Genomic DNA, 26,108 nt, shown 5'->3' with positions numbered 1-26,108 from the left:
CCAACCATGGAGCTCCGGATCAACCGGCGCGCAGTAGTCGGGCTAGGCGTCGCGGTGGCGTTGACCGCCTCCTCGCTCGCCTTCCTCCGGCCCGACACCGGCACGGCTTCCTCACACCGCGAAGCCCCGATGATCGCGGGCGACCCGCGCAACGACGACACCGACGTCTACGCGTTCGTCAGCCCCGACAAGCCCGACACCGTCACGCTGCTCGGCAACTGGATCCCCTTCCAGGAGCCCAACGGCGGCCCGAACTTCTACACCTGGGACACCCGCTCGCGGTACTACATCAGGATCGACAACGACGGCGACGCCAAGCCCGACATCAGCTACCAGTGGACCTTCCGCGACGACGACAAGCGCGGCAACACCACATTCCTGTACAACAACGGCCCCGTGACCTCGCTCGACGACCCCAACCTGCTCTACAAGCAGCGCTACACGCTCAAGCGGATCACCGAGTCGGGCACCCAGACGCTCGTCAACAACGCGATCGCCGCCCCCAGCAACGTCGGCCCGGCCTCCATCCCCGACTACGGCACGCTCAGGAACCAGGCCATCCGCAACCTGCCCAACGGCGGCAAGACCTACGCCGGGCAGTCCGACGACGCCTTCTTCCTCGACCTGCGCGTCTTCGACCTGCTCTACGGCGGCAACCTGTCCGAGGTCGGCCAGGACAGCGTCCGCGGCTACAACATCAGCACGCTGGGCGTGCAGGTGCCCGCCAAGGACCTGGCCCTCAAGGGCGACGTCAAGCGCAACCCGGTCATCGGCGTGTGGACCACGGTCGACAAGTGGACCCCCGACGGGTATGTCCAGGTCTCCCGCCTGGGCAACCCGCTGGTCAACGAGGTCGTCGTGCCCGCAGGACTGAAGGACGCCTTCAACGCGCTGCCCCCGCACAAGGACGCCGACGTCCCCGCCGTCGTCAAGCGCGTCACCGAGCCCGAGGTGCCCAAGCTCCTGGAGGCCATCTACGGCATCAAGGCGCCCGCCACCCCGCGCAACGACCTGGTCGAGATCTTCCTGACCGGCATCGCCAAGGGCAACGGCCCGATCATGGCCGACCTGAACTCGCAGACCCTCAACAAGGACGCGGGCAAGCTGCGTCCCGCCGAGATGCTGCGCCTCAACATGACGATCCCGCCCTCGAAGGACCCCAACCGGCTCGGCGTGCTCGCCGGCGACCTGCAGGGCTTCCCGAACGGCCGCCGCCTGGCCGACGACGTGGTCGACATCGAACTCCAGGCGCTGGCCGGCGCCGCGACCTCCGGCAAGCTCATCCCGGCCCTGACCGACAAGGTCGACGCCAACGACAAGCCGTTCGGCTCGACGTTCCCCTACATGGCCCTGCCCTCGAACTCCGGCGTGAACACCGCCGGAGCCAAGTAAGGCCATAGCAGAACTCGGCGGGCTCCCTCCCTCGTCTCCCCGGAGCCCGCCGTCCCCCCTTTCCGTCCGAAGGAGCTCAGCTCATGCGTGTCCTCATCGCGGCAGGCGGCGTCGTGCTGGCCGGGGCGCTGATCTTCACCGCCGCCACCCTGGCCGCGCCGCCCCAGCAGAGCGCGGCCACCCGCACCACCGAAACCCTCCAAGCCCGCCTCCAGCGCCTGCCCGGCGACTACCGCGGCTGGGCCAGACTCGCCACCGACCACCTCGAGCAGGCCCGCATCACCGGCAACCCCGCCTTCTACCCCAAGGCCGAACAAGCCCTGACCAAGGCAAACGCGCTCGCGCCCCAGGACGACACCGTGCTCACCGCCGGCGCCGCCCTCGCCGCCGCCCGCCACGACTTCTCCCAGGCCGTACGGCTCGCCGAACGGGCCGTCGCCGCCAACCCCTACGGCTCCACCGCCTTCGGCGTCCTGGCCGACGCCCGCACCCAGCTCGGCGACCACGCCCAGGCCGACCAGGCCATCGAGCGCATGATCGCCCTGCGTCCCGGCGTCGCCGCCTTCACCCGCGCCTCCTACGCCGCCGAACTGCGCGGCGACCTCGCCGGAGCGCGACGCCACCTCGAATACGCCCTCGCCGACGCCTACCAGCCGGCCGACCTCGCCTACTGCCGCTTCTACCTGGGCGAACTGGCGCTGCGATCGGGCGAGCTCGCCCAGGCGCAGCAGTGGTACGGGCAGGCGCTGCAGGCGATGCCCTCCTTCACCCCGGCCATGGCCGGCCAGGCCCGCGCCCACGCCCTGTCCGGCGACCTCAAGACGGCGCTGCCCCTCTACGAAACCGTCGTCGGGCGCCTGCCCCTGCCGCAGTACCTCGTGGAGTACGGCGAGGTGCGCATCAAGGCCGGACTCGCCCCCGACTGGACCCTCCTGCGCGCCCAGCAGCGCCTGGCCACCGAATCAGGAGTGCTCGACGACCTGACCCTGGCCGAGTTCGAGGCCGACCACGGCGACCCGGCGCTGGCCGTACGGCACGCTCGCGCCGAGTACGGGCGCAACCCCAACCCCGTCGCCGCCGACGCGCTCGCCTGGGCGCTGCACCGGGCGGGCCGCTCACGCGAGGCTCTGCCGTACGCCGAGAAAGCCACCGCGACCGGCTGGCGCAACGCCCTCCTGCACCACCACCGGGCCGAGATCGAGCAGGCCCTCGGCATGCGCGGCACCTCACCGGCCCGCACCTACAACCCGACCTTCGACCCCGCCCTGCCCGCGCTCGCGAGGTTCTCATGAAAATGCTGCTCGTCGCCCTCGTGCTGGCGCACCCGCTAGGCAACTTCACCGTCAACCACTACAACGGCCTGCGAGTCTTCGCCGACCGCGTCGAGAACACCGCCGTGGTCGACGCCGCAGAACTGCCCACATTGCAGGGCAGGCCCACCGCGCGCCCCGCCGCCGAACAGTGCGCCACGCTCGCCTCCGCCCAGCGCCTCGTCGTCGACGGCACGCCGGTGCCGTGGCGGGTGGCCGACGCGACGTTCTCCTACCAGCCCGGCCAGGGCGGCCTGGAGACCTCCCGGCTCACCTGCTCCCTCGTCGCCACCGTACGGCCGGCGTCCACGATCGAGTTCACCGACGCGTTCGAGCAGGAGCGCATCGGCTGGCGCGAGATCGTCGCCGTCGGCCCCCTCGTACGGCAGGCGACCTCCGACGGCGCCCCCCTGCCCTCGACGAGCATCAGCGACGAGCTGCGCTCCTACCCCGCCGACCTGCTCTCCTCGCCCCTCGACCAGCGCTCGGCCACCATCGCCGTCACCGGCGCCGCCTCGCCGGCCGCGTCCGCCCCCTCGCTGCCCTCCGGCTGGTTCCTCGGCGACCTGTTCGCCTACATCGACCGCGTCTTCACCGGCCTCATCGGCGCCGACACGCTCACCGTGCCCCTCGGCCTGCTCGCCGTCGCCCTCGCCGCCGTCCTCGGGGCGGGCCACGCGCTCATCCCCGGGCACGGCAAGACGGTCATGGCCGCCTACCTCGCCGGCCGCCGCGGCCGCCCCCGCGACGCCTTCGTCGTCGGCGCCACCGTCACGGTCACCCACACGGCCGGGGTCCTGGCCGTGGGCGTGCTCCTCACCCTGGCCAGCTCCCTGGCCGGGGAGTCGGTGCTGGGGTGGCTGGGCGTGGCCAGCGGCATCCTCATCGTCCTCATCGGCGCCCGCCTCCTCTGGTCCGCCCTCCGCGGCCACGGCCTCGACGGTCATGGGCACGGGCATGGGCATGGGCACGGTCATGGGCACGGTCATGGGCACGGTCATGGGCACGGCCACGAGCATGATCACGAGCACGGGCGTGGACATGATCACGAGCACGGGCACGGGCACGGGCATGATCACGCCGCCCACCCCGGCCATGATCACGACAACGCCTCCCAAGAAGGCCGCCCCCACCGCAGCCGCCGAGCCGGCCTGATCGGCCTGGGCGTCGCGGGCGGCCTCGTACCCAGCCCCTCGGCCCTCATCGTCCTGCTCGGCGCCATCGCCCTGGGCCGCACCTGGTTCGGCATCGCCCTCGTCACCGCCTACGGCCTGGGCATGGCCGCCACCCTCACCGCCACCGGCCTGCTGCTCGTCAAACTCGCCGACCGCCTGGAACGCCGCGCCGCCTTCGGCATGAAGCTCGCCGCCCGCCTGTCCGGCCTGGCCCCCACCGGCACCGCCGCCATGGTCGTCCTCCTCGGCACCGGCCTGGTGATCCGCTCGGCCGCCGGGGTGTTCTGAGGACCCTGAGAAACGCCGAACGCGGGGCCCCGGTCAACCGGGACCCCGCGTCGGACGGACGATCAGCCCAGGCGCCCGCTGACGGCGACCGCATGGCTCGCCTCGGCGGACAGGGCGAGCTCCGTGCCCGCCCACACGACCTTGTAGGTGTACTGCCCTCTGATGGCCGGGGTGTCGGAGAAGGTGAACCTCCCGTCCACGGCGGTGGTGACCGCGGGAAGGTTCAGGATGATCGTGCGATCACCACGTTGCACCGTGCGGGTCACCTTCAGCGAGTGACCCGCGCCCGGCGCCTGACCCTCGAAAGTCAGCCTGCCGGAGAGCTGAAGCTGCCGTCCGGCCACTTCCTCAGTGGGCCCGGTCAGCGTGACCGCCGTCTCTTGCGCCCGGAGCGTGACGGTGAACGAGACGCTGCTCGGCAGGTGATCGGCGTTTCCTTCCCAGCTCACCTCGTACGTGGTCCTGCCCAGGGCCTGGGGGACGTCCTCGACCGTGAAGCTCCCGTCCTCCGCCGTGGTCACGCCCTCGATCGTGCTGGTGGTGCCATCCGGATGCTGCCGGGTCACCTTGAGAGGCTGCGCACCCGGAGCGGACTCCCCTGCCAGCGCCAACCGGCCGGTCAGGTCCAGCCGCTGCTGCACGGGAGCCTCGGACAGACCCCTGAGAATCAGGGTCGAGGCCTTGCGGCCCGGCCCTTCCGCTCGCCAGAGGTGAAGGGCGTCGCTGCCGGAGGTCCTGAGGACCGAGACCATGTCGGATCCCGAGAAGGCGATGCTCCCCTCAACCATGTCGCCGGCGGAATTGGTCTTCGTGGACAGGATGGCGCCCGTGGCGACCTCGTAGAGCTCGATGTTCCGAGTGGCGTCACGCGTCCATCCGAGCGCCAGGTGTTTCCCGTCGGCGCTGAACCGTGCGGCGGCTGGGTAACCGCGGAAGGGATCCGATTCTCCGTACGAGCGGATCTTCGTGAGCGTGGTGGTGTCCCACGCGTCGTGCCGGTAGGGCGAGCCGAAGGCCGAGACGAGCATCGCGCCGTCCGGGGACAGGGCGAGATCCTGGAGGTTGTACAGGCTGTGGTCGTGGCCGTCGATCTCACCCAGCAGCGTCGGCGACGCGGCGCTCACGTCATAGACGAAAAGGCTGGAAGGGTTGATTCCGGTGTCGCCGAACACCAGGCGGTCTCCGGCCGCGGCGACCTTGGGCGTACCGTACCTCCCGCTGACGAGCGGGTTGGGAGCGGCCTCCGGATCGGACAGGTCGAGGCTGACGACGCCGCCTTCCCGCGTCTCGCACCCGTATCCGATCCACATCCGGCTCCCCTTCAGGGCCAGATGGCTCGGACAGGGGTAGGCGGCCAGGTCGATCCGACGCAGGATGGCGGGGTTGGCCGCGTTGATCTCGATGACCTCGTTGGATCCTCGCAAAGCGGCGTAGAGCCGGGTGCCATCCGCGTTCGTCGCCAGGTCCGCCACGTACGACAGGTACAGGAACGCGCCTGCGAACTGGCCCGCGGCATCGGTGGCGATGATCCGGTCATCGGCCGACACGAAGATGTGGCCGCCCCCGGCCGCCACATCGCCGCCCAGCCTGTAGGAGCTCAGGCTGATACCGAGATCGGTGGTGGTGTCCTCGGCCTGGGCGGCCGGGCTGGCGACCGCCAGAAGTCCGACTGTGGTGACGAGCGCGGCGGCAAGAGCCGCTAACCGACGAATCGACCGGAAACCGTGCATGCATTCTCCCCTGACTGATGAACGTCCTGATCAAGCCAGACGGGAGGAACGCGGTCAAGATCCACAGGTAGTGACCATGGCATGTATCGAAAATGTATTCGCATATCAAGCGAGCAGGGATGATCACGCCCCGTCTCGCGCCCGCAACCATGACACTCCGCTATCTGCGCAGGTCACTCCCAAGCCGCCGAGATCAGATCGTTACCGGCTAGTCGATCCCGGGAAGGTCCGGGTCGTCGGCGTCGATGTCGCCCTCCTCGGCCCGGCGCAGCTTGATCTCCTCGATCCACGACAGCACCAGCGCGCGTATCTTGCCGTCGAGCCGTTCGTCGTCCATCTCCTCCACGAACTCCAGGCGCATGAGCAGCTCGTGCACCGAGAAGGAGTCGTGGTGGGCCCGGCCGCAACCCTCCAGCTCCAGGAAGCTGTACAGGTGCGCGGCCGAGGCGACGTCGATCACGTCGCGGGCCAGTCCCCGGTCGTGAAGGGCTCGTACGGCGAGGCCCACGGCGTCGTCGAGAGCGACGACCGGCAGCGGGTCGTGGGCCACGGGCGGGTGGCGCAGGGCCACGGCGATCACGGTGACCTCGAACGACCCGGCCACGAGCAGGCCGTCGCGGTACGGCGCGACTGTGAGGCCGTCAGCGAGCAGGGCTTGGGCGATGGCGTCGACGGCGTGGATGGCATCGATGGCGCCGACGGCAGGCGCGGCGTCGGTGCCAAACGCAGGGTCAGTGGCAGGCGCGGCGTCGGTGCCAAGCGCAGGGTCAGTGCCAAGCGCGGCGTCGGTGCCAAGCGCGGCGTCGGTGCCAAGCGCGGCGTCGGTGCCAGGCGCGGCAACCCCGGCGTGCATGACGTCCCCGTTGACCCCGCCGATCCCAGCGACCCCCTCGACCCCGGCGACCCCGGCATCTACGGCGTTCGCGGGGGGCCGAAGGTCACGCGGTGTGGGGATGACCAACGTGAGGCCAGGGTGGGGATGACCGGTGAGGCCGTGTGCCTGGAGGGCGTGGGTGCCCGCGAGCAGTAGCTCGTAGGCGTCATGCAGGGGCCGGATCGCGGTGAGGACGCGCTCCTCGACGGGCGGTGTCACCCCGTCTGGCCGCGGCGTTTGCGGGTGGAGGGCAGGTCGTGGCGCCCGGAGACGAACTCCTGGACGGCGATCTTGGCCCTGATCACCGGCCGCCGCCACCGTTCCTCGCGGTGGATGGCGGTGGCGAGCTTGCGCGGGCGCCTTCCGGCGAAGAACCAGTGCGCCCATGGCGAGCCGGGCCGGGCCAGGCGGACGGCGCCGACGAGCAGCAGCGGGGGGACGAACAGGCCCACGAGGCCGGTCCAGATCTTGCCCTTGAGCAGGGTGATGATGGCCAGTAACAGGTTGCCGACCATGAACCAGGCGCTGGCGAAGAAGCCGCCGTAGTCGATGACGAGCGGGCGCAGCCCCACCAGGAGCAGGCCGGTGATGGCGATGGCGACGAACACCGCGTCGACCGAGGTGCGGCCCTCCTCCTCCCAGTACACGTCGTGCAGGTGGAGGATCAGGGCGAACTCGTCGAGCACGAGCGCGGCGCCGATGCCGAAGACGGTGGCGGCCACGGCGTACCAGCCTTGGGAGCCTGAGACCATCAGGCCGGTGACGCCGCCGACGAGCATGAGCACCACGCCGAAGACGACGTGGTGGATGTGCATGTCACCCACGTTGACGTTGCGGAACCAGCCGATCTTGGCGCGGATGAGGCGCACGTTGACGCGAGTGGCGAGGAAGGCGCTGATGAGCGCGGCGAAGAAGCAGAACAGCGGCAGCCGTCCCGTCGCGATGATTCCCTGCTGAAACCACTCCCCCATCGTCACTCAAGGGTATGCCTGCCGTACCTCTGCCGCGGCGACGCCCCGGTGGCGCCCGTGCTCAGGCGGAGCGCGACAGGCTGGCGGGCTCGACGGCGTGCTCGAAGGGGAGCCCGCGCGCGTAGCGGGCCAGTTCGTCCACGGCCAGGTCGGCCATCCTGGCCAGCTCGCCGCCGAGCGAGCCGGCGATGTGCGGGGTGACCAGCACGTTGGGCAGGTCGTAGAGGGGCGAGCCGGCGGGCAGGAACTCCGGCTCGGTGTGGTCGAGCACGGCGTACAGGCGCCCGGAGACCAGTTCGCGGGTGAGCGCGTCCTGGTCGACGAGGGCGGCGCGGGCGGTGTTGATCAGCGTGGCGCCGTCGCGCATGCGGGCCAGCCGCCGGGCGTCCATGAGGTGCCGGGTCTCCGGCAGGTCGGGCGCGTGGAGCGAGACCACGTCGGAGCGTTCGATCAGCTCGTCGAGGCCGACGGTGGGCACCCCGAGGTCGTCGCGCAGATACGGGTCGCTGACCAGCACCTCCAGGTCGAAGGGGCGCAGTAGTTCGATCACGCGGCGGCCGATGCGGGAGGCGCCGACGACGCCGACGGTCTTGCGGTAGTTGCCGAAGCCGGGGTGGAGCCGGTCCCAGTCGCCGTTGCGCCGTTCCGTGCGGTAGGTGCGGGCGATGTCGATCACGCGCTTGTTGGCGAACAGGATCGACGCGAGGGTGAACTCGGCGACCGGTTCGGCGTTGGCGGCGGCGGCCGAGGAGACGGCGATGCCGCGCTGCCAGACCGCGTCGGTCAGGTGGTGTTTGACGGAGCCGGCCGCGTGCACGACGGCCCTGAGCAGGGGCGCGCGGTCGAGCACCTCGGCGGTGACCTGAGGGCAGCCCCACGAGGTGAACAGCACTTCGACCCCGGCCAGGTCCGCCTGGGAGAAGTCGGTGACCACCAGGCCGGGGTCGACGTCGGCGATCATGGACAGGCGGCTGCGGACGGGCCCCTGGATGAGGCGTTCGGCGACGTCGGCGCTCATGGCGACGAGCGTCCTGGGTCGTGCTGTGGTCACTTGACGCTCCCCGCGGTCATGCCGGCCTTCCAGAACCGCTGCAGGAAGCCGAAGACCACCAGCAGCGGCACGATCGACAGCAGCGCGCCGGTGATCGTCAGGGTCTGGTACTCCGGGAAGGCGTAGGCCTGGGAGTTCCACGAGAACAGGCCGAGGCTGAGCGGGAAGAGCTTCTGGTCCGACAGCATGACCAGGGGCAGGAAGAAGTTGTTCCAGATGGCGGTGAACTGGAACAGGAAGATCGTCACGAACGCGGGCTTGAGCATGGGCAGCGCGATCGAGAAGAAGGTGCGCACCTCGCCCGCGCCGTCGGAGCGGGCCGCCTCCAGCACCTCGCCGGGCACGTAGCCGGACGACAGCACCCTGGCCAGGTAGACGCCGAACGGGTGGACCAGCACCGGGATGAAGACCGCCCAGAAGGTGTTGACCAGCCCGGCCTTGGAGGCCAGGAGGTACAACGGCAGCGCGGTGGCGGTGGTGGGCACCAGCACGCCGAGCAGCACCAGCCCGAACAGCTTCTCCTTGCCCAGCCAGGCGTACTTGTCGAAGGCGTAGCCGCACATCACGCTGACCAGGGCGCTGATCGCTCCGCCCACCCCGGCGTACAGCACGCTGTTGAGATACCAGCGGAAGAAGATCCCTTCACCCTCCCCCGTGACCTTGGCGAGGTTGGCGCCCAGGTTGAAGTCGCCGAAGGCGAAGCCGCTCGTGGCGTAGAGGTCGGGCAGCGACTTGGTCGAGGAGAACAGCAGCCAGCTCAGCGGCAGCAGCGTGTAGGCGGCCGCGAGGACAAGCAGGGCGTTGACCGCGCCCCTGGACATCAGGCGGTTCATCGTGTCCTGTTCCCCCACCTCGTGACGAAGAACGACAGCGCGGCGGCCAGCCCGGCGAGGATCAGGCTCGACGCGGCGGCCTGGCCGTAGTCGTTCTTGGCGAAGGCCTCGGTGTAGGCGTACATGTTCGGCGTCCAGGTGCTGACCACGCCGTCGCTGGGGTTGTCGAGCACCATGGGCTCGGTGAACAGCTGCAGCGAGCCGATGATCGTGAACAGCACGGTGGTGATGACGGCGGCCCTGATGAGCGGCAGCTTCACCGAGATCGCGGTCCTGAAGGCTCCCGCGCCGTCGATGGTGGCCGCCTCGATCACCTCGCGCGGGATGGCCTGCAGCGCCGCGAAGTAGATGATCATGTTGTAGCCGATCCACTCCCACAGGGCGATGTTGACCACCGAGCCGAGCACGTTGCTCGCTCCCAGGAAGTCGACGTCGCCGAGCAGGTCGATGATCGGGCTGATGCCCGGGGTGTAGAGGTAGAGCCAGATCAGTCCGGCGATCACCCCGGGCACCACGTGCGGCATGAACAGGGCCAGCTGGAAGAACCTGCTCAGCCGGGCCAGCCCCGAGTCGAGCAGCAGCGCCAGGGCCAGCGCCCCGCCGATCATCAGCGGGATGTAGATCAGGCAGTAGCCGGCCACCACCAGGAAGCCGTCGGTGAAGGCCCGGTCGGCCAGCGTGTCGAGGTAGTTCGACAGCCCGACGAAGACCGTCTCCTTGCCGCCGAAGCCCAGGCCGGAGGACTTCTCGCTGAACAGGCTCAGGTAGAGCGCGTAGCCCAGCGGAGCCACGATGACCCCTGCGAACAGCACGAAGAACGGCGCGGTGAACAGCGTGATCGCTCCGCGCCTGCGCCAGCTCTCGGTACGGCGGGGCGAGGGTCGCGGCCTGTCCCGGGTGGGCGGCGGCGCTTCGACGGTGGTTGCCATGCGTTTCCTTACGGCGGGTCGGCCGGCGTGCCCGCCTTTCACGGCGGGCACGGGCGGCGGGTTCGAGAGGTCAGGCGGCGACGTTGAGGCCGCGGCCCTTGATCTCGGCCACGGTGGCCTGCTGGACGCTCTCCAGCACTTCGGGGATGGTGATCCCGCCGGTGGAGACCTTGCCGAGCGAGTCCTTGAAGGCGGTCAGCACCTGGACCATGCTCGGGCCCCAGGTCCAGCCGGGCTGGATGCTGCCGTAGGCCTCGGTGAACAGCGCGTAGATGTCCTGCCCGCCGTAGAAGGAGGCGTCGAAGGACTTCTGCGCGACCGGCACCAGGCCGGGGATGGCGGGGAAGCCGCTGGAGGTGCCCGACGACAGGCGGGCGGTCCAGGCCTCCTCCGAGCCGGTCAGCCACTTGATGACCTCGACGGCGGCCTTGGTGTTCTTGCTGTTGGCGCTGACGCCGAAGGTGGTGCCGCCGAGCATGCCGCTGGCGGGCGTGCCCCAGTTCGGAACCGGTGCGATGGCCCACTTGCCGGCCTGGCCCGCGTGGTTGCCCTTCATCACGCCCGCACCCCAGTTGGCGCCGACGTAGCCCCACAGCGAGTTGTCCTCGAAGGCGGCGTTCCACTCCTGGGAGAAGGAGGCCTGCACCTTGACGAGGTCGTCCTCGACCAGGCCCTGCCAGTAGCCGGCGACCTTCTTGGTGGCCTCGTCGTCGATGGAGACCTTCCAGGCGTCGCCTTCGGCGCCGAACCACTTGGCGCCGGCCTGCCAGGACAGGGCGGTGAGCACGCTGGGGTCGTCGGGGAAGAAGGTGGCGATGCGGGCCTTGCCGTCGGCCTTCTTGACCTTCTCGGCGGCGGCGCGGAAGTCGTCCCAGGTCTTGGGGACCTCGATCTTGTTCGCCTCGAACAGGTCCTTGCGGTAGAAGAAGACCTGCGGGGCGGCGTCCATCGGCAGCGACCAGGCCTTGCCGCCCAGTTCGACCAGGCTGAAGACGTTGGCGGGGTACTTCGCCTTGACGTCGCCGACCTCGGCGCTGATGTCCTGGAGCGCGCCCTGGTTGACGAAGTCGGGCAGCTGCGGGTACTCAATCGACATCACGTCCGGCGCGTTGCCGGCCTTCACCGCGTTGGCGAACTTCGCGTAGCCGCCCGCGTTGCCCGAGGGGATCTCCTCGAACGTGATCTGGATGTCCTTGTGCGACTTGTTGAAGGCGTCGACGACCTGCTGGGTGCCCTTGGCCCAGCCCCAGAAGGTGACCGTGGCGGGCTGTCCGGCCGGCGCGGCGGCGGGAGCGGCGCTCTCGCCTCCGCAAGCGGCGAGAAGAGACATGCCGGCCAGCGCCGCGGCGACGGCGAGTGTGCGTCCCATCGTTGCTCCTTGGGGGGAATCAATCGCGATGGAACATCATTCGCTCACTTTCGATCGAATGTCTAGTGATCGATCAGTAACGAAAGTATTTCACTCGTGAGCGATCGAAGAATCGCGAACCCGAAGCTCCGGCAGCAAGGCTAGGTGCTGGCCGGGCATGCTCGGTCCCTCCTGGATCCGGCGAACCAGCAGGTCGACGGCATGGCGGCCGACGGCGGCCTTGGGCGGGGCGACCGCGGTGAGCGGCGGATCGCTGAGCGCCGCGACCTCGTCGTCGTAGGCGACGATCGACACCTCGTCCGGCAGCCTCACCCCGGCCACCCGCAGGTGCTGCACCAGCAACAAGGCGTCCTCGTCGTTGTGCACCAGCAGGCCAGTGACGCCGCTCCTGATCGCCTCGACCACCGCGTCGGCCTGCGTGTCGGTCGGACCGTCCTGATCGATCGCCAGCTCGCCCGGATCGTCCAGGTCGAAGGCGCGCACGGCCGCCAGGAAACCCTCGCGGATGCGCGGCGCGGTCGGGCTGACCCGCGTCACCATGGCCACGCGGCGATGCCCCAGCTCGGCCAGGTGCCGCACGCCCAGGAAGGCGCCGTGGGGATGGTCGGAGGCCACCGCGTCGAGCAGCGAGGCCGCCCCGCCCAGCTCCGCCTTGCGCTCCACCAGGACGGCGGGCACGCCGATGCCGGACAGCCACCCGGCGTGGCTCGCGTCGGGCTGCCTGGTCAGGGTCAGCAGCAGGCCGTCGACCCCGCCGTTGATCAGCTGCTTGACCTGCATGCGCTCCTCGGCCTCGTCGTAGCGCGAGACCCCGAGCACCAGGCGTGCGCCCAGCTCGGCGGCGCGCTCGCGGGCGCCCCTGATCACGTTCGGGTAGTAGTAGGTCGCGGCGGGGACCAACATGCCGATCGTCATCGTCTCGCGCGGCGTGCTCTCCTGGGCCGGCTCCGGCAGCGTGATGCCGCCGTGCACCCGGTGGACCAGGCCGCGCCCGGCCAGGTGCTCGACGTCCCTGCGCAGCGTGACCATGGACACGCCCAGGCTCTCCGCCAGCTCGGCCAGGCGCACGGAGCCGCGCTCGCGCACCTCGCGGAGGATGAGTTCATGGCGTTGCTCGACGAACACTGGGGGGCTCCTTAGGACTCGACAGACCGATCCTACCGAGTGCAGCTTTCGTTTGTGAACGTTTCTTTCGTTCGATCACTCTGATACGTTTTCGGCCACCCGCGTTCTCTGGAGGCCCCCGCATGTTCGTTCTCCCGCCGGAAGATCGATCGCTCAGTCCGATCACCGGGTGGACCCGGGCGCACTGGGAGGCCGTCGCCGACGGACTGCTCGCCGCCGTCGAGCCCTATCGCAGCGCCGACCGGGCCGAGGTCGTGCTTCCCGGGCGCGAGAGCTGGTCGCACTGCGACGGGCTGGAGGGATACGCGCGCACCTTCCTGCTCGCCGCCTTCCGGGTGGCGGGCGGGGGCCCCGCCGGGTTGCTGGAGCCGTACCGGATCGGGCTGGAGGCCGGGCCGAGCGTGTGGCCGCCGATCACCGACCGCTCCCAGTCCATGGTCGAGGCGGCCTCGATCGCCCTGTGCCTGTGGCTGACCCGCGAACGGCTGTGGGACACCCTGCCGGCCGCGACCCAGGACGCCGTCGCCGGATGGCTGTCGGGCGCCCTCGACCACGAGCCCGTCGACAACAACTGGTGGCTCTTCCCCGTCATGGTCGGCGGCTTCCTGTCGGCCGCCGGGCGCCAGGCCGACCCGCGCGGGCTGGAGCGCATCGAGGAGTGGTACGTCGGCGAGGGCTGGTACTCCGACGGCGCCAACCGCTCCTTCGACCACTACAACGGCTGGGCCATGCACCTGTACCCGGTGCTCCACCACCTGCTGTCGGGCCGCGAGCAGGGCGTGTACGGCACGCGGCTGCGCGAGTTCCTGCGCGGCTACGCGCTCACCTTCGACCACGGCGGCGGCATGCTCTACCACGGGCGCTCGCTCACCTACCGCTTCGGCTCGGTGTCGTCGCTGTTCGCCGGAGCGCTCATCGAGGCCACTCCCCTGCGGCCCGGCCAGACCAGGGGCATCGCCTCGTCGGTGCTGCGGCACTTCCTCGACGCGGGGGCGCTGTCACCCGAAGGGCTGCTCACGCTCGGCTACCACGGGCCGCACGAGCCCTCGCTGCAGCCGTACTCCGGCTACGCCTCGCCGTACTGGGCGTCGAAGGCCTTCGTCGGGCTGCTGCTGCCGCCCGAGCACCCCGTGTGGACCGAGGCAGAGGAGCGCGGGCCGACCGGGGTGCTCGCCCTGGCGGCGCCCGGGATGATCGTGCACAACACCGGCGAGGTGGCCAGGCTGATCAACCACGGCAGCCAGCACCACTCCGGCGACCCGCTCTACGACCGCTTCGCCTACTCCACCCGCACGGGGCCGACGGCCGGGGTGGCGGACAACGACTTCACGGCCGGTGGAGTGACACGCGGGAAGATCGTCCCGCTGGGCGCGGGGCAGGAAGGCGAGCTGGCCTGGGCGGGCTCGGCCTCGGAGGGAGTGACGAGCTTCAGCGTGGTGCGCGGCGCCACCGAGATCCGCGTCCACCGCGTGGCCGGCGGCTCGGCCGTCACCCAGACCGGCTGGGCGATCCCCGGCGACGGCCAGGCCGACGGGCTCGGCGTCACCCTGCGGTCGCAGGGGCATCCGAGGTCGAGGCTGGTCGGGCTGTACGGCTACGCGCGCGCGTCGGTGGCACGGGCGCCCGAGGGCACGGCCTTCGGCGCCCCCGCCACGGTGCCGGTGCTCGAAGGCGTGGCGGCAGACGGCTGGGCGGTGTCGGCCGCGATCCTGGGCGAGCACGACGAGCCCCTGCCCGCCGTCGAGGCGGCGGAGCACCTGACGCTCACCTGGCCCGACGGCGTGCGCTGGACCACCCCCGCCTGAGGTCCGGCCGACGGCGGGGGCTGAACAACGCCCGCCTGCCGCCCGGGGATCAGCGGACCGTGTAACCCGCCGGTGAGATCACCGACCGCAGCCGATCCACGTACAGATCGGCCCGGACGGTCCCGTCCGGCGCGTAGAGCCGCAGGTGCCGCTGCTCACCCGACTCGCGCAACGCGACCAGGTCGAGCGTCAGCGCCGTCCCGCGCATCCCCGCCGCCTCGGCCGCGGTCGGCTTCAGGTCGTGAGCCCTGCTCCCGTCGAGCCCTGCCGTGGAGAACCCGTCGCGTCCGGCCCGCACGTGCCGCATCACCAGCAGGTCGCCCGTCCACCCCCATGGCACCAGCCGCGAGTCGCCGGGCTCAGACCTGGGCGGCACCACGAGCGTGTCGCTGTCGCTGGTCAGCTCGCGCACCAGCACGCCGCCGCCGGGACGCGAGGTCGCCAGCAGGCGGCCGTCGGGTGACAGCGTGGTGGTGTCGAGCGAGACGCCGGGCCCCAGGTGGAACTCGCCGCCCTGCCGCGTGATCAGCAGGACCGGGCAGCCGCTCAGGCACTCGGCGTGCAGGACGACGCCCTCGCCCGCGGGCCCGTCGATCGGCAGCGGCCTGACCACCTCGAAGGTCTCCACACCCGGGAGCGGGGCGATGCCCACGATCTCCGGGCTCAGCTGGAGCCTGGCCATGCCCAGCCCGGCTCCCCCCACCATGAGCAGCAACCCGGAGGTGGTGAGCAGCCGCGCCGCCCACCAGCGCACCTGGCCTAACCGTGTCGGGCTCATCTCTCTACGAAAGCACGACTTGCGGGAAATTACGCCCTTTCGGCAGCGGCAATAGCATTCCGGAACAGCATGGCCACAGTCGTGGGACCCACGCCGCCGACCCGCGGCGTGATCGCGCCCGCGACCTCCTCCACCGACTCGTCGACGTCGGGCAGCAGGCGGCGTCCCTCGTAGCGCACGCCGCCGCCGATGACCACCGCGCCGGGCCGTACGTGCTCGGGCTGGATGATGCCCGGCACGCCCGCGGCGGCGATCAGGATGTCGGCGCGGCGGGTGTAGTCGGCCCAGTCGGGCACGCCCGTGTGCACCACCGTGACGGCGGCGTTGGCGGTCGGCCGCTTCTGCGCCAGCATCATCGCCAGCGGCCGGCCCAGGGTCGCGCCGCGGCCCAGGATGACCACGTTCTTGCCGGAGACGGGGATCTCGTAGAAGGCCAGGATCTCCTCGATGCCGGCGGGAGTGCACGGCAGCGGGCCCGGCATGCCCAGCGCCAGGCGACCCATGTTCAGCGGGTGCAGGCCGTCGACGTCCTTGTCGGGGTCGAGCGACTGCAGCGCCGCGTCGTAGTCGAGGTGGCCGGGCACCGGATACTGCACCAGCACGCCGTGGACGGCGCGGTCGTCGTTGTAGCCCTGGATGACGGCCAGCAGGTCCTCCTGCTTGGCGTCGGCGGGCAGGTGGGTGTGCGGCGACTCGAAGCCGAGCTCGGCCGCCTGCTTCTGCTTGATGCGGATGTAGCCGGCGCTCGCGTCGTCGTCGCCCACCAGGATGGTGGCCAGCGACGGCGCCACACCCTGGGCCTTCATGGCCTCGACGCGCTTGCGGACATCGGCCAGAATCGCCTCGGCCACCGGGCCACCCGGCAGCATCCTCGCGTTGGACATACGACTCCCTCGTCACGTGGTCGCCCAGGCGGTCGGCTCCCACGACGAACTCCCCGATGGTCGATTCCATCCTCCGGCCGCCAGTCGCGCTGGCCTCCAGGATGCCCGATGGGACGGGTTCAGCAAAAATCCAGCGGCTCCGGCGAGGCTTTTGCGCGGGGGCCCAGAACAAAGGGAGACACGGTACATGCGGAAGGTCATGGCCCTGCTGGCGGCGGCGGTGCTGGCAGGCGCCGTCACAGGGGCGCAGCCAGCAGCGGCGGGGGCAGCGGTGCAGTGCGAGGACTTCGGGGAAGGCCCGACCGAGCTGTCGTGCGACGGGCTCAGCGCGACGACGACGTCCGGTCCCGCCGGTCTGTGCATGGACAGCGCGATGGTCGCCGGATCGATGAGCTCGGAGCTCGCCAACGGCGCCAAGGTGAGGTTGCTGATCCACCGGAGCCAGGCATGCGGCTCCGAGTGGACGACGCTGCAGGTGCTGAACTGGCCCACGGAGGAGGAGCCGGCACCCAGGATCAGGGTGTCCATCGCCCGCGCGAACGAGCCGGACGTGGACTCCCTCTACGAGGCCGCCGAGGTCGAGACGGACGGGGGTCTCATTCTCGACGAGGGCGGCAACGGCACGGCCCACTCTCCGATGCTCGACGCCCGCACCCGGGATCTGCTGGACATGCGCCACCTGGCCAAGGTGGTCAGGCGAGGCGGGCTCGGGGTGGCGGCCCGCCTGGAGACCGGGGATCTGGTTCACGAGGAGATGCCATGTGACGGGACTCTGTACTTGTGCATGACCCCGAGAGCATGGCCCTAGGAGAAATGGTGAAGCACCGACCTGGCGGCCTTCCCCACCAGGTCGGCACGGGGGGCGGCATCGGGAGGCACGGCAACCGCCGGCCGTGCCTCCCAGCCGCTGACGTCCTCGGCCCGCAGGGGCCAGGGTTCGTAACGGATGCGGGCCCTGCAGGTGACGGCCATCGCCTGCAGGGTCTCGGCGGCGCGGTCGTGGTTCTCGGTCGCCATCAGGGCGGCCAGGTGGACCGCGCGGAACAGGGTGCCGAGGTCGTTGAGCGGCAGCCCGGCGCGCAGGCACTCGACCAGCGCCGCCCTGGCCTCCTCGTGGCGGCCGGCGCGGCGGTGGGCGTGGGCGCGCGTCTCGAGGATCTCGGGGACGAGCGTGGTCCAGCCGGTCCTGGCGCTGAGCTCGGCGGCCTCGTCGAGGATCTCCAGCGCCTCGTCGACCAGGCCGGTCAGGACGCGGGTCCAGGCCTTGCAGATCTGCGCCTGGATGACGGTGTTGGGGGCGCCGCCGCGCTCGAGCACGAGGTCGGCGGTCTGTCCCGCCTCGGCGAGGCGTCCGGCGCGCAGGGCCACCAGGGCGTGGACCCAGCGGCAGCGGTCGGAGGGCAGGCCGCTGTCCTCGGCGGCCTCGTAGGCCGAGCGCACCGACCGGTCGGCCTCGTCGATGTGGCCGCGCCAGGCCAGGATCACGGCGGCTCCGGCGCAGGCGTCGACGATCCTGGCGTCGTCGCCGGTACGGCGGGCGGCCTCGACGGCCGCGCGGGCGAGGTCGGCGGCGTCGTCGTCGAGCAGCACGTCGCTGACGGCGGCCAGGCCCAGGAGCACGTCGGCGCGGGCGGCCGGGTCGGTGAGGAAGTCGAGCGCCCGGGTGAGCCGGTCTCGCGCCTCGGGCAGCCGGTCGGCCATGTAGGCGAGGCGCCCGGCCCATTGCAGCAGCCGTCCGCGCAGCTCGGGTTCGAGCTCTGCCTGCCGTGCGAGCGCCTGGCCGGTCCAGCGGCGCACGGCGTCGATCTGGCCGATGTCGCGGTCCCACAGCGGTCTGGCCAGGGTGAGCAGTTCCACGCCTTCGCGCAGGGCCGGCCCGTCGGGCCGCAGTCCCCAGTCGAGCGCGGCCATCAGGTCGGCGAACCGGGTGTGCAGCCGGTCGGCCAGCTCAGTACCGGTCGAGTCGCCGGCCAGCGAGCGGAGGTGCAGCAGGAGGGCGTCGCGGGCGGAGTTCAGCTCGTCCCGGCCGGCCAGGGCGCGGCAGGCGTCGCGGATCGGGACGAGGATGCGGTAGGAGTACTCCTCGCCCCGCTGCGCCTGCACCAGTGAGCGGTCGATGAGGTGGCCGAGCAGCTCCGCGACGCGCGCGCCGCCGCCCACGGCCTCGGCCGCCCGCAGGTCGAACGAGCCGGCGAAGACGCTGAGCCGGGTCAGGAGCAGCCGCTCGTGCTCGTCCAGCAGGGCGATGCTCCACTCGACGGACGAGACGATGGACTGCTGGTGCGGCAGGGTCAAGCGCTCGCCCCCGAGCAGGCCGAGCTGGTCGTGCAGGCGGTCGAGCAGGTCGCGCACGGACATGGTGCGCAGGCGCGCCGCGGCGAGCTCGACGGCCAGCGGGATGCCGTCGAGGCGGGTGCACAGCTCGGCCGCCAGGACGAGGTCGGGGGCGAGCGCCGGGCTGTGCTGGCGGGCGCGGCGCACGAACAGCTCGACCGCAGGGCGTACGGCAAGCGGCGCCACGTCCCACAACACCTCGCCGGAGACGCCCAGGGGCTGGCGTGAGGTGGCCAGCACGGTCAGGCCCGGGTAGGCGCCGAGCAGCCGCTCCACCAGCTGCCCCGCCGTACGCGTGAGGTGCTCGACGTTGTCGAGGAGCACCAGGAGCTCGTCGTCGTCGAGGTCGTCGACGTCCAGGATCCCGGTGAGGATCTCCAGGTCGGCTGTGGCGGGCAGGGGCCCGAGTTCGAGGACGGCGACGCGGCGTGACCGGCGGGCCAGGGCGAAGGCGAGCGCGCTCTTGCCCGCGCCGCCGGGGCCGACGAGGGTGACGATGCGGTGGTCAGCCAGCAGCCTGGCCAGGGAGTCGAGGTCGTGCTCGCGTCCGACGAGGTCGACGGGCGGTGGGCGGCGGCCGCGCCAGAAGTCCTTGGGCTGTTCCGGCGGCGGCTGGGCGGCCTGCCTGAGCACCCGGACGTGGGCCTCGCGCAGCCGGGGCGAGGGGTCGATGCCGAGCTGGTCGTCGAGGCGGCCGGTGATGTCGGCGTAGACGGCCAGGGCCTCGGCCTGGGCGCCGGTGGCGGCCAGGGCGAGCATGAGATGGGCGTGCACGCCTTCGTTGAGCTGCTCCTCGGCGGCGGTGGCGCGCAGGTGCGGCAGGACCTGGGCGGCCCTGTCGTGGAGCAGGGCGAGCTCGGCGGCCTCGTCGAGCACGCGCAGCCGTTCCCTGGCCACGCCGAGCGCCTGGGCGCTGCCCCGCACCTCGGGGCCGAGGTCGGCCAGCAGCGGCCCGGTCCATCGGGCCAGCGCCTCCACCGGCTGCCCGCGCTCCGCCAGGTCGCGGAAGTCGAGCAGGTCCAGGTCGCACCGGTCGGGGTCGACCTGGTAGCCGGTGGAGGTGGTGCGTAACCAGCTCGGGTCGCCGGTGGCCCTGCGCAGGCGGCCGACGTAGGTCTGGATGACGTTGATCACCGAGGCGGGTGCGCTCTCGCCCCACACGGTGTCGACGAGCTCGGAGACGGTGACGGTGCGGCCTGCGCCCAGCAGGAGGACGGCCAGCACCCTGCGCTGTCGTGCCGTGCCCAGCTCGATCTCCGCGTCGCCCCGCCAGGCGCGCAACGGACCGAGCACCTGGAAGCGGATCGCCGTCATCAGGACAGAAAGCCTCTTAGCAGGGCGGCGGTTCCGTCAAGGTGTTCGGCCACGGCCCGTCGTGCGGCCTCGGGGTCGCCGCCGAGGATCGCGGTGACGATGGCGGCGTGCTGGGTGGCGGCGTGATCGATGTTGACCTGCAGCATCGGGATGGCGTTGAGCAGGTCGCCGACCCGCATGCGCGCGTCGGCGCAGGCGGCGGCCAGCAGCGGCGAGCCGGTGAGCTCGGCGATCGACAGGTGGAAGGCGGTGTCGAGGCGGCGGTAGTCCTCGGGGCAGGCGTGGTTGAGCTCCTCCAGGCGGCGGCTGAGGGTGTCGCGCTGGTCCTGGGTCAGGTCCATGACCGCCAGGACCTGGGCGGCGCCGCATTCGACGGCCATGCGGAAGGTCAGGGCGTCGGCCAGGTCGTCGGTGCCCATGTCGGCGATGACGCGCTTCAGGTCTCCGGTGCCGGGGGCGGGCGCCTGGTAGGTCACGAAGGCGCCGCCGTACCTGCCCCGCCGTACGTCGAGGAAGCCCGCGTCCTGCAGCGCCCTGATGGCCTCGCGCAGGGTGACGCGGCTGATGCCGAGCTGGACGGCGAGCTCGCGCTCCGGCGGGAGTTTCTCCCCCGGCGGGACGACGCCGAGCTTGATCGCCTGCAGGAGCCGTTCGACGGTCTCCTCGAAGGCGTTGCCGGCCCGCACGGGGCGCAGCATCGTCATCAGACGCGCGGAATCTTCCACTTGACAACGGCTCCCGGGATGCACCTCAATGGTCTAACACTAGCCCATTAATCGGGAACGGGAGCTCTCCGCAGGTGATATCTCTCGACGAACTACGACATGAGGTGTCGGCCGGGCGTGTGGACACGGTCCTGCTGGCGCTCGTCGACATGCAGGGACGACTGCAGGGCAAGCGCCTGTCGGCGCGATTCTTCCTCGACGAGGTGCTGAAACACGGCTCCGAGGGCTGCAACTACCTGCTCGCGGTCGACGTGGAGATGAACACCGTCGGCGGCTACGCGATGTCGTCGTGGGAGCGCGGCTACGGCGACTTCATGATGCGACCCGACCTGTCGACCCTGCGGCTGGTGCCCTGGCAGGAGGGCACGGCCATGGCCATGGCCGACCTGGTCTGGAACGACGGCGCCGACGTGGTGGCCTCGCCGCGCCAGATCCTGCGCAGGCAGCTCGACCGGCTGGCCGAGCGGGGCCTGGCCGCCTACGTCGGCACGGAGCTGGAGTTCGTCGTCTTCGACACCTCCTACGAGGAGGCCTGGCGGCGCGCCTACCGCGACCTGACCCCGGCCAACCAGTACAACGTCGACTACTCCCTTCTCGGTACGGCCCGCGTCGAGCCCCTGCTGCGGCGCATCCGGCTGGAGATGGAGGGCGCGGGCATGTACGTCGAGTCGGCCAAGGGCGAGTGCAACCTGGGCCAGCACGAGATCGCCTTCCGCTACGACACGGCCCTGCGCACCTGCGACAACCACGCGATCTACAAGAATGGCTCCAAGGAGATCGCCGCCCAGGAGGGCCGGTCGATCACCTTCATGGCCAAGCCCAATCAGCGTGAGGGCAATTCCTGTCATATCCACATCTCGCTGAGATCTGTGGATAATGAGCCAATTATGGCCGGAGACCGGCCTTTCGGACTTTCCGAGCTCGGTGCTCGATTCATCGCCGGGCAACTCGCCTGCCTGCGGGAACTCACCCTGCTCTACGCCCCGAACATCAATTCCTACAAGAGATACGTGCCCGGCAGTTTCGCCCCGACCGCAATCAAGTGGGGTGTGGACAACCGCACCTGCGCGCTGCGATTGGTGGGCCACGGCGACTCGCTCAGGATCGAGAACCGGGTGCCGGGCGGCGACGTCAACCCCTACCTGGCGGTCGCCGCGCTGATCGCCGCCGGGCTGCACGGCATCGACAACGAGCTGACGCTGGAGGAGCCCTTCACGGGCAACGCCTACGCCAGCGGCGCCGAGAGCGTCCCGCATACGCTGCGCGACGCGCTGGCCCTCTTCGAGGCCTCCAAGCTGGCGCGCGAGAGCTTCGGCGACGAGGTGGTCGCCCACTACGCCAACAACGCGCGCGTGGAACTGGCCGCCTTCGACGCCGCGGTCACGGACTGGGAACTGTTCAGGGGATTCGAACGACTTTGAAGATCATCAACCCGGCGACCGAAGAGGTCGTCGCCGACATCGAGATGGCCGACGCGTCCGAGGTCGACCGCGCGGTCTCCGTCGCCAGGACGGCCTTCCGCGCCTGGCGCGAGACCGCGCCAGGCGAGCGGGCCAGGCTGCTGCGGCGGTTCGCCGCGCTGGTCGAGGAGCACGCCGAGGAGCTGGCCCGGCTCGAGGTCCGCAACTCCGGACACCCGATCGGCAACGCCCGCTGGGAGGCGGGCAACGTGCGCGACGTGCTCACCTTCTACTCCGGTGCGCCCGAGCGCCACCACGGGCGCCAGATCCCGGTGCCCGCCGGCGTGGACGTCACCTTCCAGGAGCCCCTGGGCGTCGTCGGCGTCATCGTGCCGTGGAACTTCCCGATGGTGATCATGACCTGGGGCGTCGCCCCGGCTCTCGCGGCGGGCAACACGGTGATCGTCAAGCCCGCCGAGTGGACCCCGCTGACGGCGCTGAGGCTGGCCGAGCTGGCCCTGGCGGCGGGCCTCCCCGAGGGGGTGCTCCAGGTGCTGCCTGGAGCAGGGGAGGTCGCGGGCGCCCGCCTGGTGGAGCACCCCGACGTGGCCAAGATCGTGTTCACGGGCTCGACCGAGGTGGGCAGGCAGATCGCCGCCTCGTGCGGGAGGCAGGTCAAGCGGCTGACCCTGGAGCTCGGCGGCAAGTCGGCCAACATCGTCTTCAACGACTCCGACCTCGACAAGGCCGCCACGACCGCGCCGTACGCCGTCTTCGACAACTCGGGCCAGGACTGCTGCGCCCGCTCGCGGATCCTGGTGCAGCAGGACGTGCACGACGAGTTCCTCGAACGGCTCGCGCGTGCCGTACGACAGGTCAAGGTCGGCGACCCGCTCTCGCCCGAGACCGAGATGGGGCCGCTCATCAGCGCCGAGCACCTCGAGCGCGTCAGGGGCTTCGTCGACCGCGAGCCGTACGTCACCGGCCACTGCCCCACGGGCAGGGGGTACTGGTTCCCGCCGACCGTGCTGATCTCCTCGCTCGACGACCGGGCCTTCACCGAGGAGATCTTCGGGCCTGTCGTGTCGGTGGTGCCCTTCCGCGACGAGGCGCACGCCGTCGAGATCGCCAACGACACCCCCTACGGACTGTCCGGCTCCATCTGGACCAGGGACGTGGGCAGGGCCCTGCGCGTGGCGCGGGCGGTGGAGTCCGGTGCGCTGAGCGTGAACTCGCACTCCAGCGTGCGTTACTGGACCCCGTTCGGCGGCTTCAAGCAGTCGGGCCTGGGCAGGGAGCTGGGCGCGGACGCGCTCGACGCCTTCACCGAGACCAAGAACGTCTTCATTTCCACGGAATGAGTGAGAGCATGCACCGTTTGCAGGACCGCGTCGCCGTCATCACGGGCGCGGGCAGCGGCATCGGCCTGGCGACCGCCAGGAGATTCGCCGAGGAGGGCGCGAAGGTCGTCTGCGTCGACGTCGACGAGGAGGCGGGCACGAAGGTCGCGGCCGAGGTCGGCGGGATCTTCGTCGAGGCCGACGTGACCGACGCCGACGCCGTCGAGCGCATGTACCTCACCGCGTTCGAGACCTACGGCAGCGTCGACATCGCCTTCAACAACGCGGGCATCTCGCCTCCCGACGACGACTCGATCCTGGAGACCGGCATCGACGCGTGGCGCCGGGTCCAGGAGGTCAACCTGACCAGCGTCTACCTGTGCTGCAAGGCCGTGATCCCGTACATGCGGCGGCAGGGCAAGGGCTCGATCATCAACACCGCCTCCTTCGTCGCGGTGATGGGGTCGGCGACCTCGCAGATCTCCTACACCGCCTCCAAGGGCGGCGTGCTGGCGATGTCGCGCGAGCTCGGCGTGCAGTTCGCGCGCGAGGGCATCCGCGTCAACGCGCTGTGCCCAGGACCGGTCAACACCCCGCTGCTGCAGGAGCTGTTCGCCAAGGACCCGGAGCGGGCCCAGCGCCGCCTGGTGCACATCCCGGTCGGCCGCTTCGCCGAGGCCTCGGAGATCGCGGCCGCGGTGGCCTTCCTGGCCTCCGACGACGCCTCCTTCATCACCGGGGCGGAGTTCCTGGTCGACGGCGGCATCTCCGGCGCCTACGTGACACCCTTGTAGCCATGAGCCGCCCCGTCATCGGCATCACCTGCTACGTCGAGCCCGCGCGCTTCACCGTGTGGGACATGAAGGTCGCGCTGCTGCCGTACATGTATGTGGAGCAGGTGGTGCGCGCGGGCGGCCAGCCGGTGCTCATCCCGCCCGCCGGAGACCCGTCCGAGCTGCCCGCGCGGCTCGACGGGCTGATCCTGGCGGGCGGCGGCGACATCGATCCGTCCAGGTACGGCACGGCGCCGCACCCGCGGGTCGGCTACGTCCGCGAGTTCCGCGACGCGGCGGAGTTCGCGATCCTGGAGAGCGCCCTCGACCGCGGCATCCCCTACCTGGGGATCTGCCGTGGCCTGCAGGTGCTCAACGTCGCCCTGGGCGGCTCGCTCCACCAGCACCTGCCCGACGTGGTGGGCCACGAGGGCCACTCCCCCGCCCCCGCGACCTTCGGCCAGGCGCCGGTGAAGATCGTGCCGGGTACGAAGCTGGCGGGCATCCTGCCGGCGAACCCGACGGTGCCCCATTATCACCACCAGGCCATCGACCGGCTGGGCGACGGGCTGACCGTCTCCGCCCACGCCGACGACGGCACGATCGAGGCGGTCGAGATCGAGGGCCGGGCCTTCGCCCTGGCGGTGCAGTGGCATCCGGAGGCGGCGGAAGACTGCCACCTGTTCGAAGCCCTGGTCACCGCTTGTTAATTGGGTCTTACTCTAAAGGTTCTTTACTAATAAACTCGGTGTCGTGGAGCTCGAGGTTCGTCACCTGAGAGTGCTGTGCGCGATCGCCGACACCGGGAGCATCTCCAAGGCGGCGGCGACGATGGGCATGTCGCAGCCCGCCCTGGCCGCGCAGCTGCGCCGCATCGAGCGCATGTTCGGCGGGCGCCTGTTCGAGCGCGGGCACGACGGCGCCCATCCCACCGCGCTCGGCGCCTGGCTGCTGTCCAGGTCGAGGTCGCTGCTGCCGGCCTTCGACGACCTCGAACGCAGCACCAGGCGCTTCGCGGGCAACTCGGCGCACATCCGGGTCGCCTGCGCGCTGACCAGGCTGGCCGGCATGGTCGCGCGCAGCCTGCACGGGCTGTTACCCGACGCCCAGGTCAGCCTGCGCACCGAGGAGTCGACGGAGGTCATCCCCGGCCTGCTGGAGTCGGCCCGCATCGAGCTGGCCAGCCTCGACGAGTATCCGGGCCACGAGATGACCGCGCCGCACGGCACCGCCTACGCCCACATCGCCACAGAACCGATCTTCGTGGGGCTCTCGGCCCAGCACCCCCTCTCCGGCTGTGACGAGATCGACCTCACCGACCTGGCGCCCGAGGCCTGGGCACAACCGGGCGTGCTGGACGCCGCCCCGCGCGAACACTTCTGGGACACGTGCGCCGCCTACGGCTTCACCCCGCGCGTGGCCTACGGCGTCACCGTGGACGTGGCCCTGGACCTGATCTCGGAGGGCCGCTGCGTCGGGCTCTTCCAGGCCAGCGGACCGGCCCGCGAGCGCATCGTCATCCGGCCGCTGAAGGACTCGCCGCTGCGGTTCACCCACCTGCTGGGCTGGACCGAGCAGGGGCCGATGGAGCCGCACTCCAAGGACCTGGTGCAGGCGGTGACCAAGACCTATTGGGCCGAGGCGCTGCGCAGCCCCGACTATCGGGCCTGGTTGAGGCGGCACAAGCCGCTATAGCCCCGCGTTATGA

General features: G+C 70.9%; 22 protein-coding genes. 10 read left to right on the top strand and 12 right to left on the bottom strand.

From position 1 onward, the window contains the following. Positions 1–6 precede the first annotated feature (6 nt). The 3 genes from ACIBH1_RS19295 to ACIBH1_RS19285 all read left to right on the top strand — a co-directional run bounded on the left by ACIBH1_RS19295 (position 7) and on the right by ACIBH1_RS19285 (position 4,165). The gene (locus ACIBH1_RS19295; protein ID WP_397315153.1) at positions 7–1,392 is read left to right on the top strand and encodes a DUF4331 domain-containing protein; all 1,386 of its coding nucleotides are present in this window, start codon (positions 7–9) and stop codon (positions 1,390–1,392) included. An 83-nt stretch (positions 1,393–1,475) separates the two neighbouring features. Next, positions 1,476–2,684 (top strand): tetratricopeptide repeat protein, encoded by a 1,209-nt coding sequence (locus ACIBH1_RS19290; RefSeq protein ID WP_397315152.1) that lies wholly within the window; start codon positions 1,476–1,478, stop codon positions 2,682–2,684. Continuing rightward, positions 2,681–4,165: a nickel/cobalt transporter gene (locus ACIBH1_RS19285; protein WP_397315151.1), complete on the top strand. Its 1,485-nt coding sequence runs from the start codon at positions 2,681–2,683 to the stop codon at positions 4,163–4,165. Before ACIBH1_RS19290 ends, ACIBH1_RS19285 begins: the two co-directional genes overlap by 4 nt. Positions 4,166–4,227: 62 nt before the next feature. Here the strand turns inward: ACIBH1_RS19285 and ACIBH1_RS19280 are convergent, their stop codons facing one another. The 8 genes from ACIBH1_RS19280 to ACIBH1_RS19245 form a co-directional block, all read right to left on the bottom strand. Then, the gene (locus ACIBH1_RS19280; protein WP_397315150.1) at positions 4,228–5,895 is read right to left on the bottom strand and encodes a hypothetical protein; all 1,668 of its coding nucleotides are present in this window, start codon (positions 5,893–5,895) and stop codon (positions 4,228–4,230) included. A 208-nt stretch (positions 5,896–6,103) separates the two neighbouring features. After that, entirely contained in the window at positions 6,104–6,748 is a 645-nt protein-coding gene (locus ACIBH1_RS19275) for a hypothetical protein (protein WP_397315149.1), read from the bottom strand. 236 nt (positions 6,749–6,984) lie between these two features. Continuing rightward, on the bottom strand, positions 6,985–7,740 hold the full coding sequence (locus ACIBH1_RS19270) for a hypothetical protein (protein ID WP_397315148.1): 756 nt from the start codon (positions 7,738–7,740) through the stop codon (positions 6,985–6,987). A 61-nt stretch (positions 7,741–7,801) separates the two neighbouring features. Next, positions 7,802–8,791 carry a hydroxyacid dehydrogenase gene (locus ACIBH1_RS19265; RefSeq protein ID WP_397315147.1) on the bottom strand — a complete coding sequence of 330 codons (990 nt, stop codon included), beginning with the start codon at positions 8,789–8,791 and terminating at the stop codon, positions 7,802–7,804. Continuing rightward, positions 8,788–9,624, bottom strand: a complete 837-nt coding sequence (locus tag ACIBH1_RS19260) for a carbohydrate ABC transporter permease (protein WP_397315146.1) — start codon at positions 9,622–9,624, stop codon at positions 8,788–8,790. The genes ACIBH1_RS19265 and ACIBH1_RS19260 overlap by 4 nt, the downstream gene beginning before the upstream one ends. Next, a complete protein-coding gene (locus tag ACIBH1_RS19255; protein ID WP_397315145.1) occupies positions 9,621–10,553 on the bottom strand; it encodes a carbohydrate ABC transporter permease in 933 nt (310 codons plus the stop codon). Before ACIBH1_RS19255 ends, ACIBH1_RS19260 begins: the two co-directional genes overlap by 4 nt. Positions 10,554–10,623: 70 nt before the next feature. Continuing rightward, positions 10,624–11,922 (bottom strand): ABC transporter substrate-binding protein, encoded by a 1,299-nt coding sequence (locus ACIBH1_RS19250; protein ID WP_397315144.1) that lies wholly within the window; start codon positions 11,920–11,922, stop codon positions 10,624–10,626. Positions 11,923–12,012: 90 nt separating this feature from the next. Beyond that, positions 12,013–13,047: a substrate-binding domain-containing protein gene (locus ACIBH1_RS19245; RefSeq protein ID WP_397315143.1), complete on the bottom strand. Its 1,035-nt coding sequence runs from the start codon at positions 13,045–13,047 to the stop codon at positions 12,013–12,015. A gap of 122 nt (positions 13,048–13,169) precedes the next feature. Here ACIBH1_RS19245 and ACIBH1_RS19240 point away from each other — a divergent pair, with 122 nt between their 5' ends. Continuing rightward, positions 13,170–14,852: a DUF2264 domain-containing protein gene (locus ACIBH1_RS19240; RefSeq protein ID WP_397315142.1), complete on the top strand. Its 1,683-nt coding sequence runs from the start codon at positions 13,170–13,172 to the stop codon at positions 14,850–14,852. Positions 14,853–14,901: 49 nt separating this feature from the next. On the opposite strand, the gene ACIBH1_RS19235 is transcribed toward ACIBH1_RS19240, so the two are convergent. Together ACIBH1_RS19235 and ACIBH1_RS19230 are read right to left on the bottom strand one after the other, a co-directional pair. Further along, positions 14,902–15,630: a hypothetical protein gene (locus tag ACIBH1_RS19235; protein ID WP_397315141.1), complete on the bottom strand. Its 729-nt coding sequence runs from the start codon at positions 15,628–15,630 to the stop codon at positions 14,902–14,904. 29 nt (positions 15,631–15,659) lie between these two features. Continuing rightward, the gene (locus tag ACIBH1_RS19230) at positions 15,660–16,514 is read right to left on the bottom strand and encodes a bifunctional 5,10-methylenetetrahydrofolate dehydrogenase/5,10-methenyltetrahydrofolate cyclohydrolase (RefSeq protein ID WP_397315140.1); all 855 of its coding nucleotides are present in this window, start codon (positions 16,512–16,514) and stop codon (positions 15,660–15,662) included. A 187-nt stretch (positions 16,515–16,701) separates the two neighbouring features. Here ACIBH1_RS19230 and ACIBH1_RS19225 point away from each other — a divergent pair, with 187 nt between their 5' ends. Beyond that, complete coding sequence (locus ACIBH1_RS19225) at positions 16,702–17,322, top strand: hypothetical protein (protein WP_397315139.1); 621 nt, start codon at positions 16,702–16,704, stop codon at positions 17,320–17,322. Here the strand turns inward: ACIBH1_RS19225 and ACIBH1_RS19220 are convergent. Together ACIBH1_RS19220 and ACIBH1_RS19215 are read right to left on the bottom strand one after the other, a co-directional pair. After that, positions 17,319–20,162 carry a BTAD domain-containing putative transcriptional regulator gene (locus ACIBH1_RS19220; RefSeq protein WP_397315138.1) on the bottom strand — a complete coding sequence of 948 codons (2,844 nt, stop codon included), beginning with the start codon at positions 20,160–20,162 and terminating at the stop codon, positions 17,319–17,321. The two genes, ACIBH1_RS19225 and ACIBH1_RS19220, sit on opposite strands and share 4 nt — an antisense overlap. After that, positions 20,162–20,866, bottom strand: a complete 705-nt coding sequence (locus ACIBH1_RS19215; protein ID WP_397315137.1) for a FadR/GntR family transcriptional regulator — start codon at positions 20,864–20,866, stop codon at positions 20,162–20,164. The genes ACIBH1_RS19220 and ACIBH1_RS19215 overlap by 1 nt, the downstream gene beginning before the upstream one ends. Positions 20,867–21,006: 140 nt before the next feature. Here ACIBH1_RS19215 and ACIBH1_RS19210 point away from each other — a divergent pair, with 140 nt between their 5' ends. The 5 genes from ACIBH1_RS19210 to ACIBH1_RS19190 are packed head-to-tail and all read left to right on the top strand — an operon-like array spanning position 21,007 to position 26,095. Next, positions 21,007–22,308, top strand: coding sequence for a glutamine synthetase family protein (locus ACIBH1_RS19210; protein WP_397315136.1), 1,302 nt, complete (start codon positions 21,007–21,009; stop codon positions 22,306–22,308). A 44-nt stretch (positions 22,309–22,352) separates the two neighbouring features. Further along, a complete protein-coding gene (locus ACIBH1_RS19205; protein WP_397315331.1) occupies positions 22,353–23,648 on the top strand; it encodes an aldehyde dehydrogenase family protein in 1,296 nt (431 codons plus the stop codon). 8 nt (positions 23,649–23,656) lie between these two features. After that, entirely contained in the window at positions 23,657–24,421 is a 765-nt protein-coding gene (locus tag ACIBH1_RS19200; RefSeq protein ID WP_397315135.1) for a 3-oxoacyl-ACP reductase, read from the top strand. A gap of 2 nt (positions 24,422–24,423) precedes the next feature. Next, on the top strand, positions 24,424–25,110 hold the full coding sequence (locus ACIBH1_RS19195; RefSeq protein WP_397315134.1) for a gamma-glutamyl-gamma-aminobutyrate hydrolase family protein: 687 nt from the start codon (positions 24,424–24,426) through the stop codon (positions 25,108–25,110). A gap of 43 nt (positions 25,111–25,153) precedes the next feature. Then, on the top strand, positions 25,154–26,095 hold the full coding sequence (locus tag ACIBH1_RS19190) for a LysR family transcriptional regulator (protein ID WP_397315133.1): 942 nt from the start codon (positions 25,154–25,156) through the stop codon (positions 26,093–26,095). Positions 26,096–26,108 lie beyond the last annotated feature (13 nt).

The organism is Nonomuraea sp. NPDC050663 (genome assembly GCF_044456985.1).
Lineage (GTDB): Bacteria > Actinomycetota > Actinomycetes > Streptosporangiales > Streptosporangiaceae > Nonomuraea.
The sequence above is the reverse complement of the archived record's forward strand: the minus strand, read 5'-3'. Positions and strand labels throughout refer to the sequence as shown.

What these genes read in the sequence shown, in the direction of transcription:
- ACIBH1_RS19215 (WP_397315137.1), bottom strand. Translation starts at nt 20,866, where the DNA reads ATGACGATGCTGCGCCCCGTGCGGGCCGGCAACGCCTTCGAGGAGACC.
- ACIBH1_RS19275 (WP_397315149.1), bottom strand. Translation starts at nt 6,748, where the DNA reads ATGCACGCCGGGGTTGCCGCGCCTGGCACCGACGCCGCGCTTGGCACC.
- ACIBH1_RS19230 (WP_397315140.1), bottom strand. Translation starts at nt 16,514, where the DNA reads ATGTCCAACGCGAGGATGCTGCCGGGTGGCCCGGTGGCCGAGGCGATT.
- ACIBH1_RS19225 (WP_397315139.1), top strand. Translation starts at nt 16,702, where the DNA reads ATGCGGAAGGTCATGGCCCTGCTGGCGGCGGCGGTGCTGGCAGGCGCC.
- ACIBH1_RS19270 (WP_397315148.1), bottom strand. Translation starts at nt 7,740, where the DNA reads ATGGGGGAGTGGTTTCAGCAGGGAATCATCGCGACGGGACGGCTGCCG.
- ACIBH1_RS19290 (WP_397315152.1), top strand. Translation starts at nt 1,476, where the DNA reads ATGCGTGTCCTCATCGCGGCAGGCGGCGTCGTGCTGGCCGGGGCGCTG.
- ACIBH1_RS19250 (WP_397315144.1), bottom strand. Translation starts at nt 11,922, where the DNA reads ATGGGACGCACACTCGCCGTCGCCGCGGCGCTGGCCGGCATGTCTCTT.
- ACIBH1_RS19195 (WP_397315134.1), top strand. Translation starts at nt 24,424, where the DNA reads ATGAGCCGCCCCGTCATCGGCATCACCTGCTACGTCGAGCCCGCGCGC.
- ACIBH1_RS19295 (WP_397315153.1), top strand. Translation starts at nt 7, where the DNA reads ATGGAGCTCCGGATCAACCGGCGCGCAGTAGTCGGGCTAGGCGTCGCG.
- ACIBH1_RS19260 (WP_397315146.1), bottom strand. Translation starts at nt 9,624, where the DNA reads ATGAACCGCCTGATGTCCAGGGGCGCGGTCAACGCCCTGCTTGTCCTC.
- ACIBH1_RS19205 (WP_397315331.1), top strand. Translation starts at nt 22,353, where the DNA reads ATGGCCGACGCGTCCGAGGTCGACCGCGCGGTCTCCGTCGCCAGGACG.
- ACIBH1_RS19285 (WP_397315151.1), top strand. Translation starts at nt 2,681, where the DNA reads ATGAAAATGCTGCTCGTCGCCCTCGTGCTGGCGCACCCGCTAGGCAAC.
- ACIBH1_RS19235 (WP_397315141.1), bottom strand. Translation starts at nt 15,630, where the DNA reads ATGAGCCCGACACGGTTAGGCCAGGTGCGCTGGTGGGCGGCGCGGCTG.
- ACIBH1_RS19280 (WP_397315150.1), bottom strand. Translation starts at nt 5,895, where the DNA reads ATGCACGGTTTCCGGTCGATTCGTCGGTTAGCGGCTCTTGCCGCCGCG.
- ACIBH1_RS19220 (WP_397315138.1), bottom strand. Translation starts at nt 20,162, where the DNA reads ATGACGGCGATCCGCTTCCAGGTGCTCGGTCCGTTGCGCGCCTGGCGG.
- ACIBH1_RS19240 (WP_397315142.1), top strand. Translation starts at nt 13,170, where the DNA reads ATGTTCGTTCTCCCGCCGGAAGATCGATCGCTCAGTCCGATCACCGGG.
- ACIBH1_RS19200 (WP_397315135.1), top strand. Translation starts at nt 23,657, where the DNA reads ATGCACCGTTTGCAGGACCGCGTCGCCGTCATCACGGGCGCGGGCAGC.
- ACIBH1_RS19255 (WP_397315145.1), bottom strand. Translation starts at nt 10,553, where the DNA reads ATGGCAACCACCGTCGAAGCGCCGCCGCCCACCCGGGACAGGCCGCGA.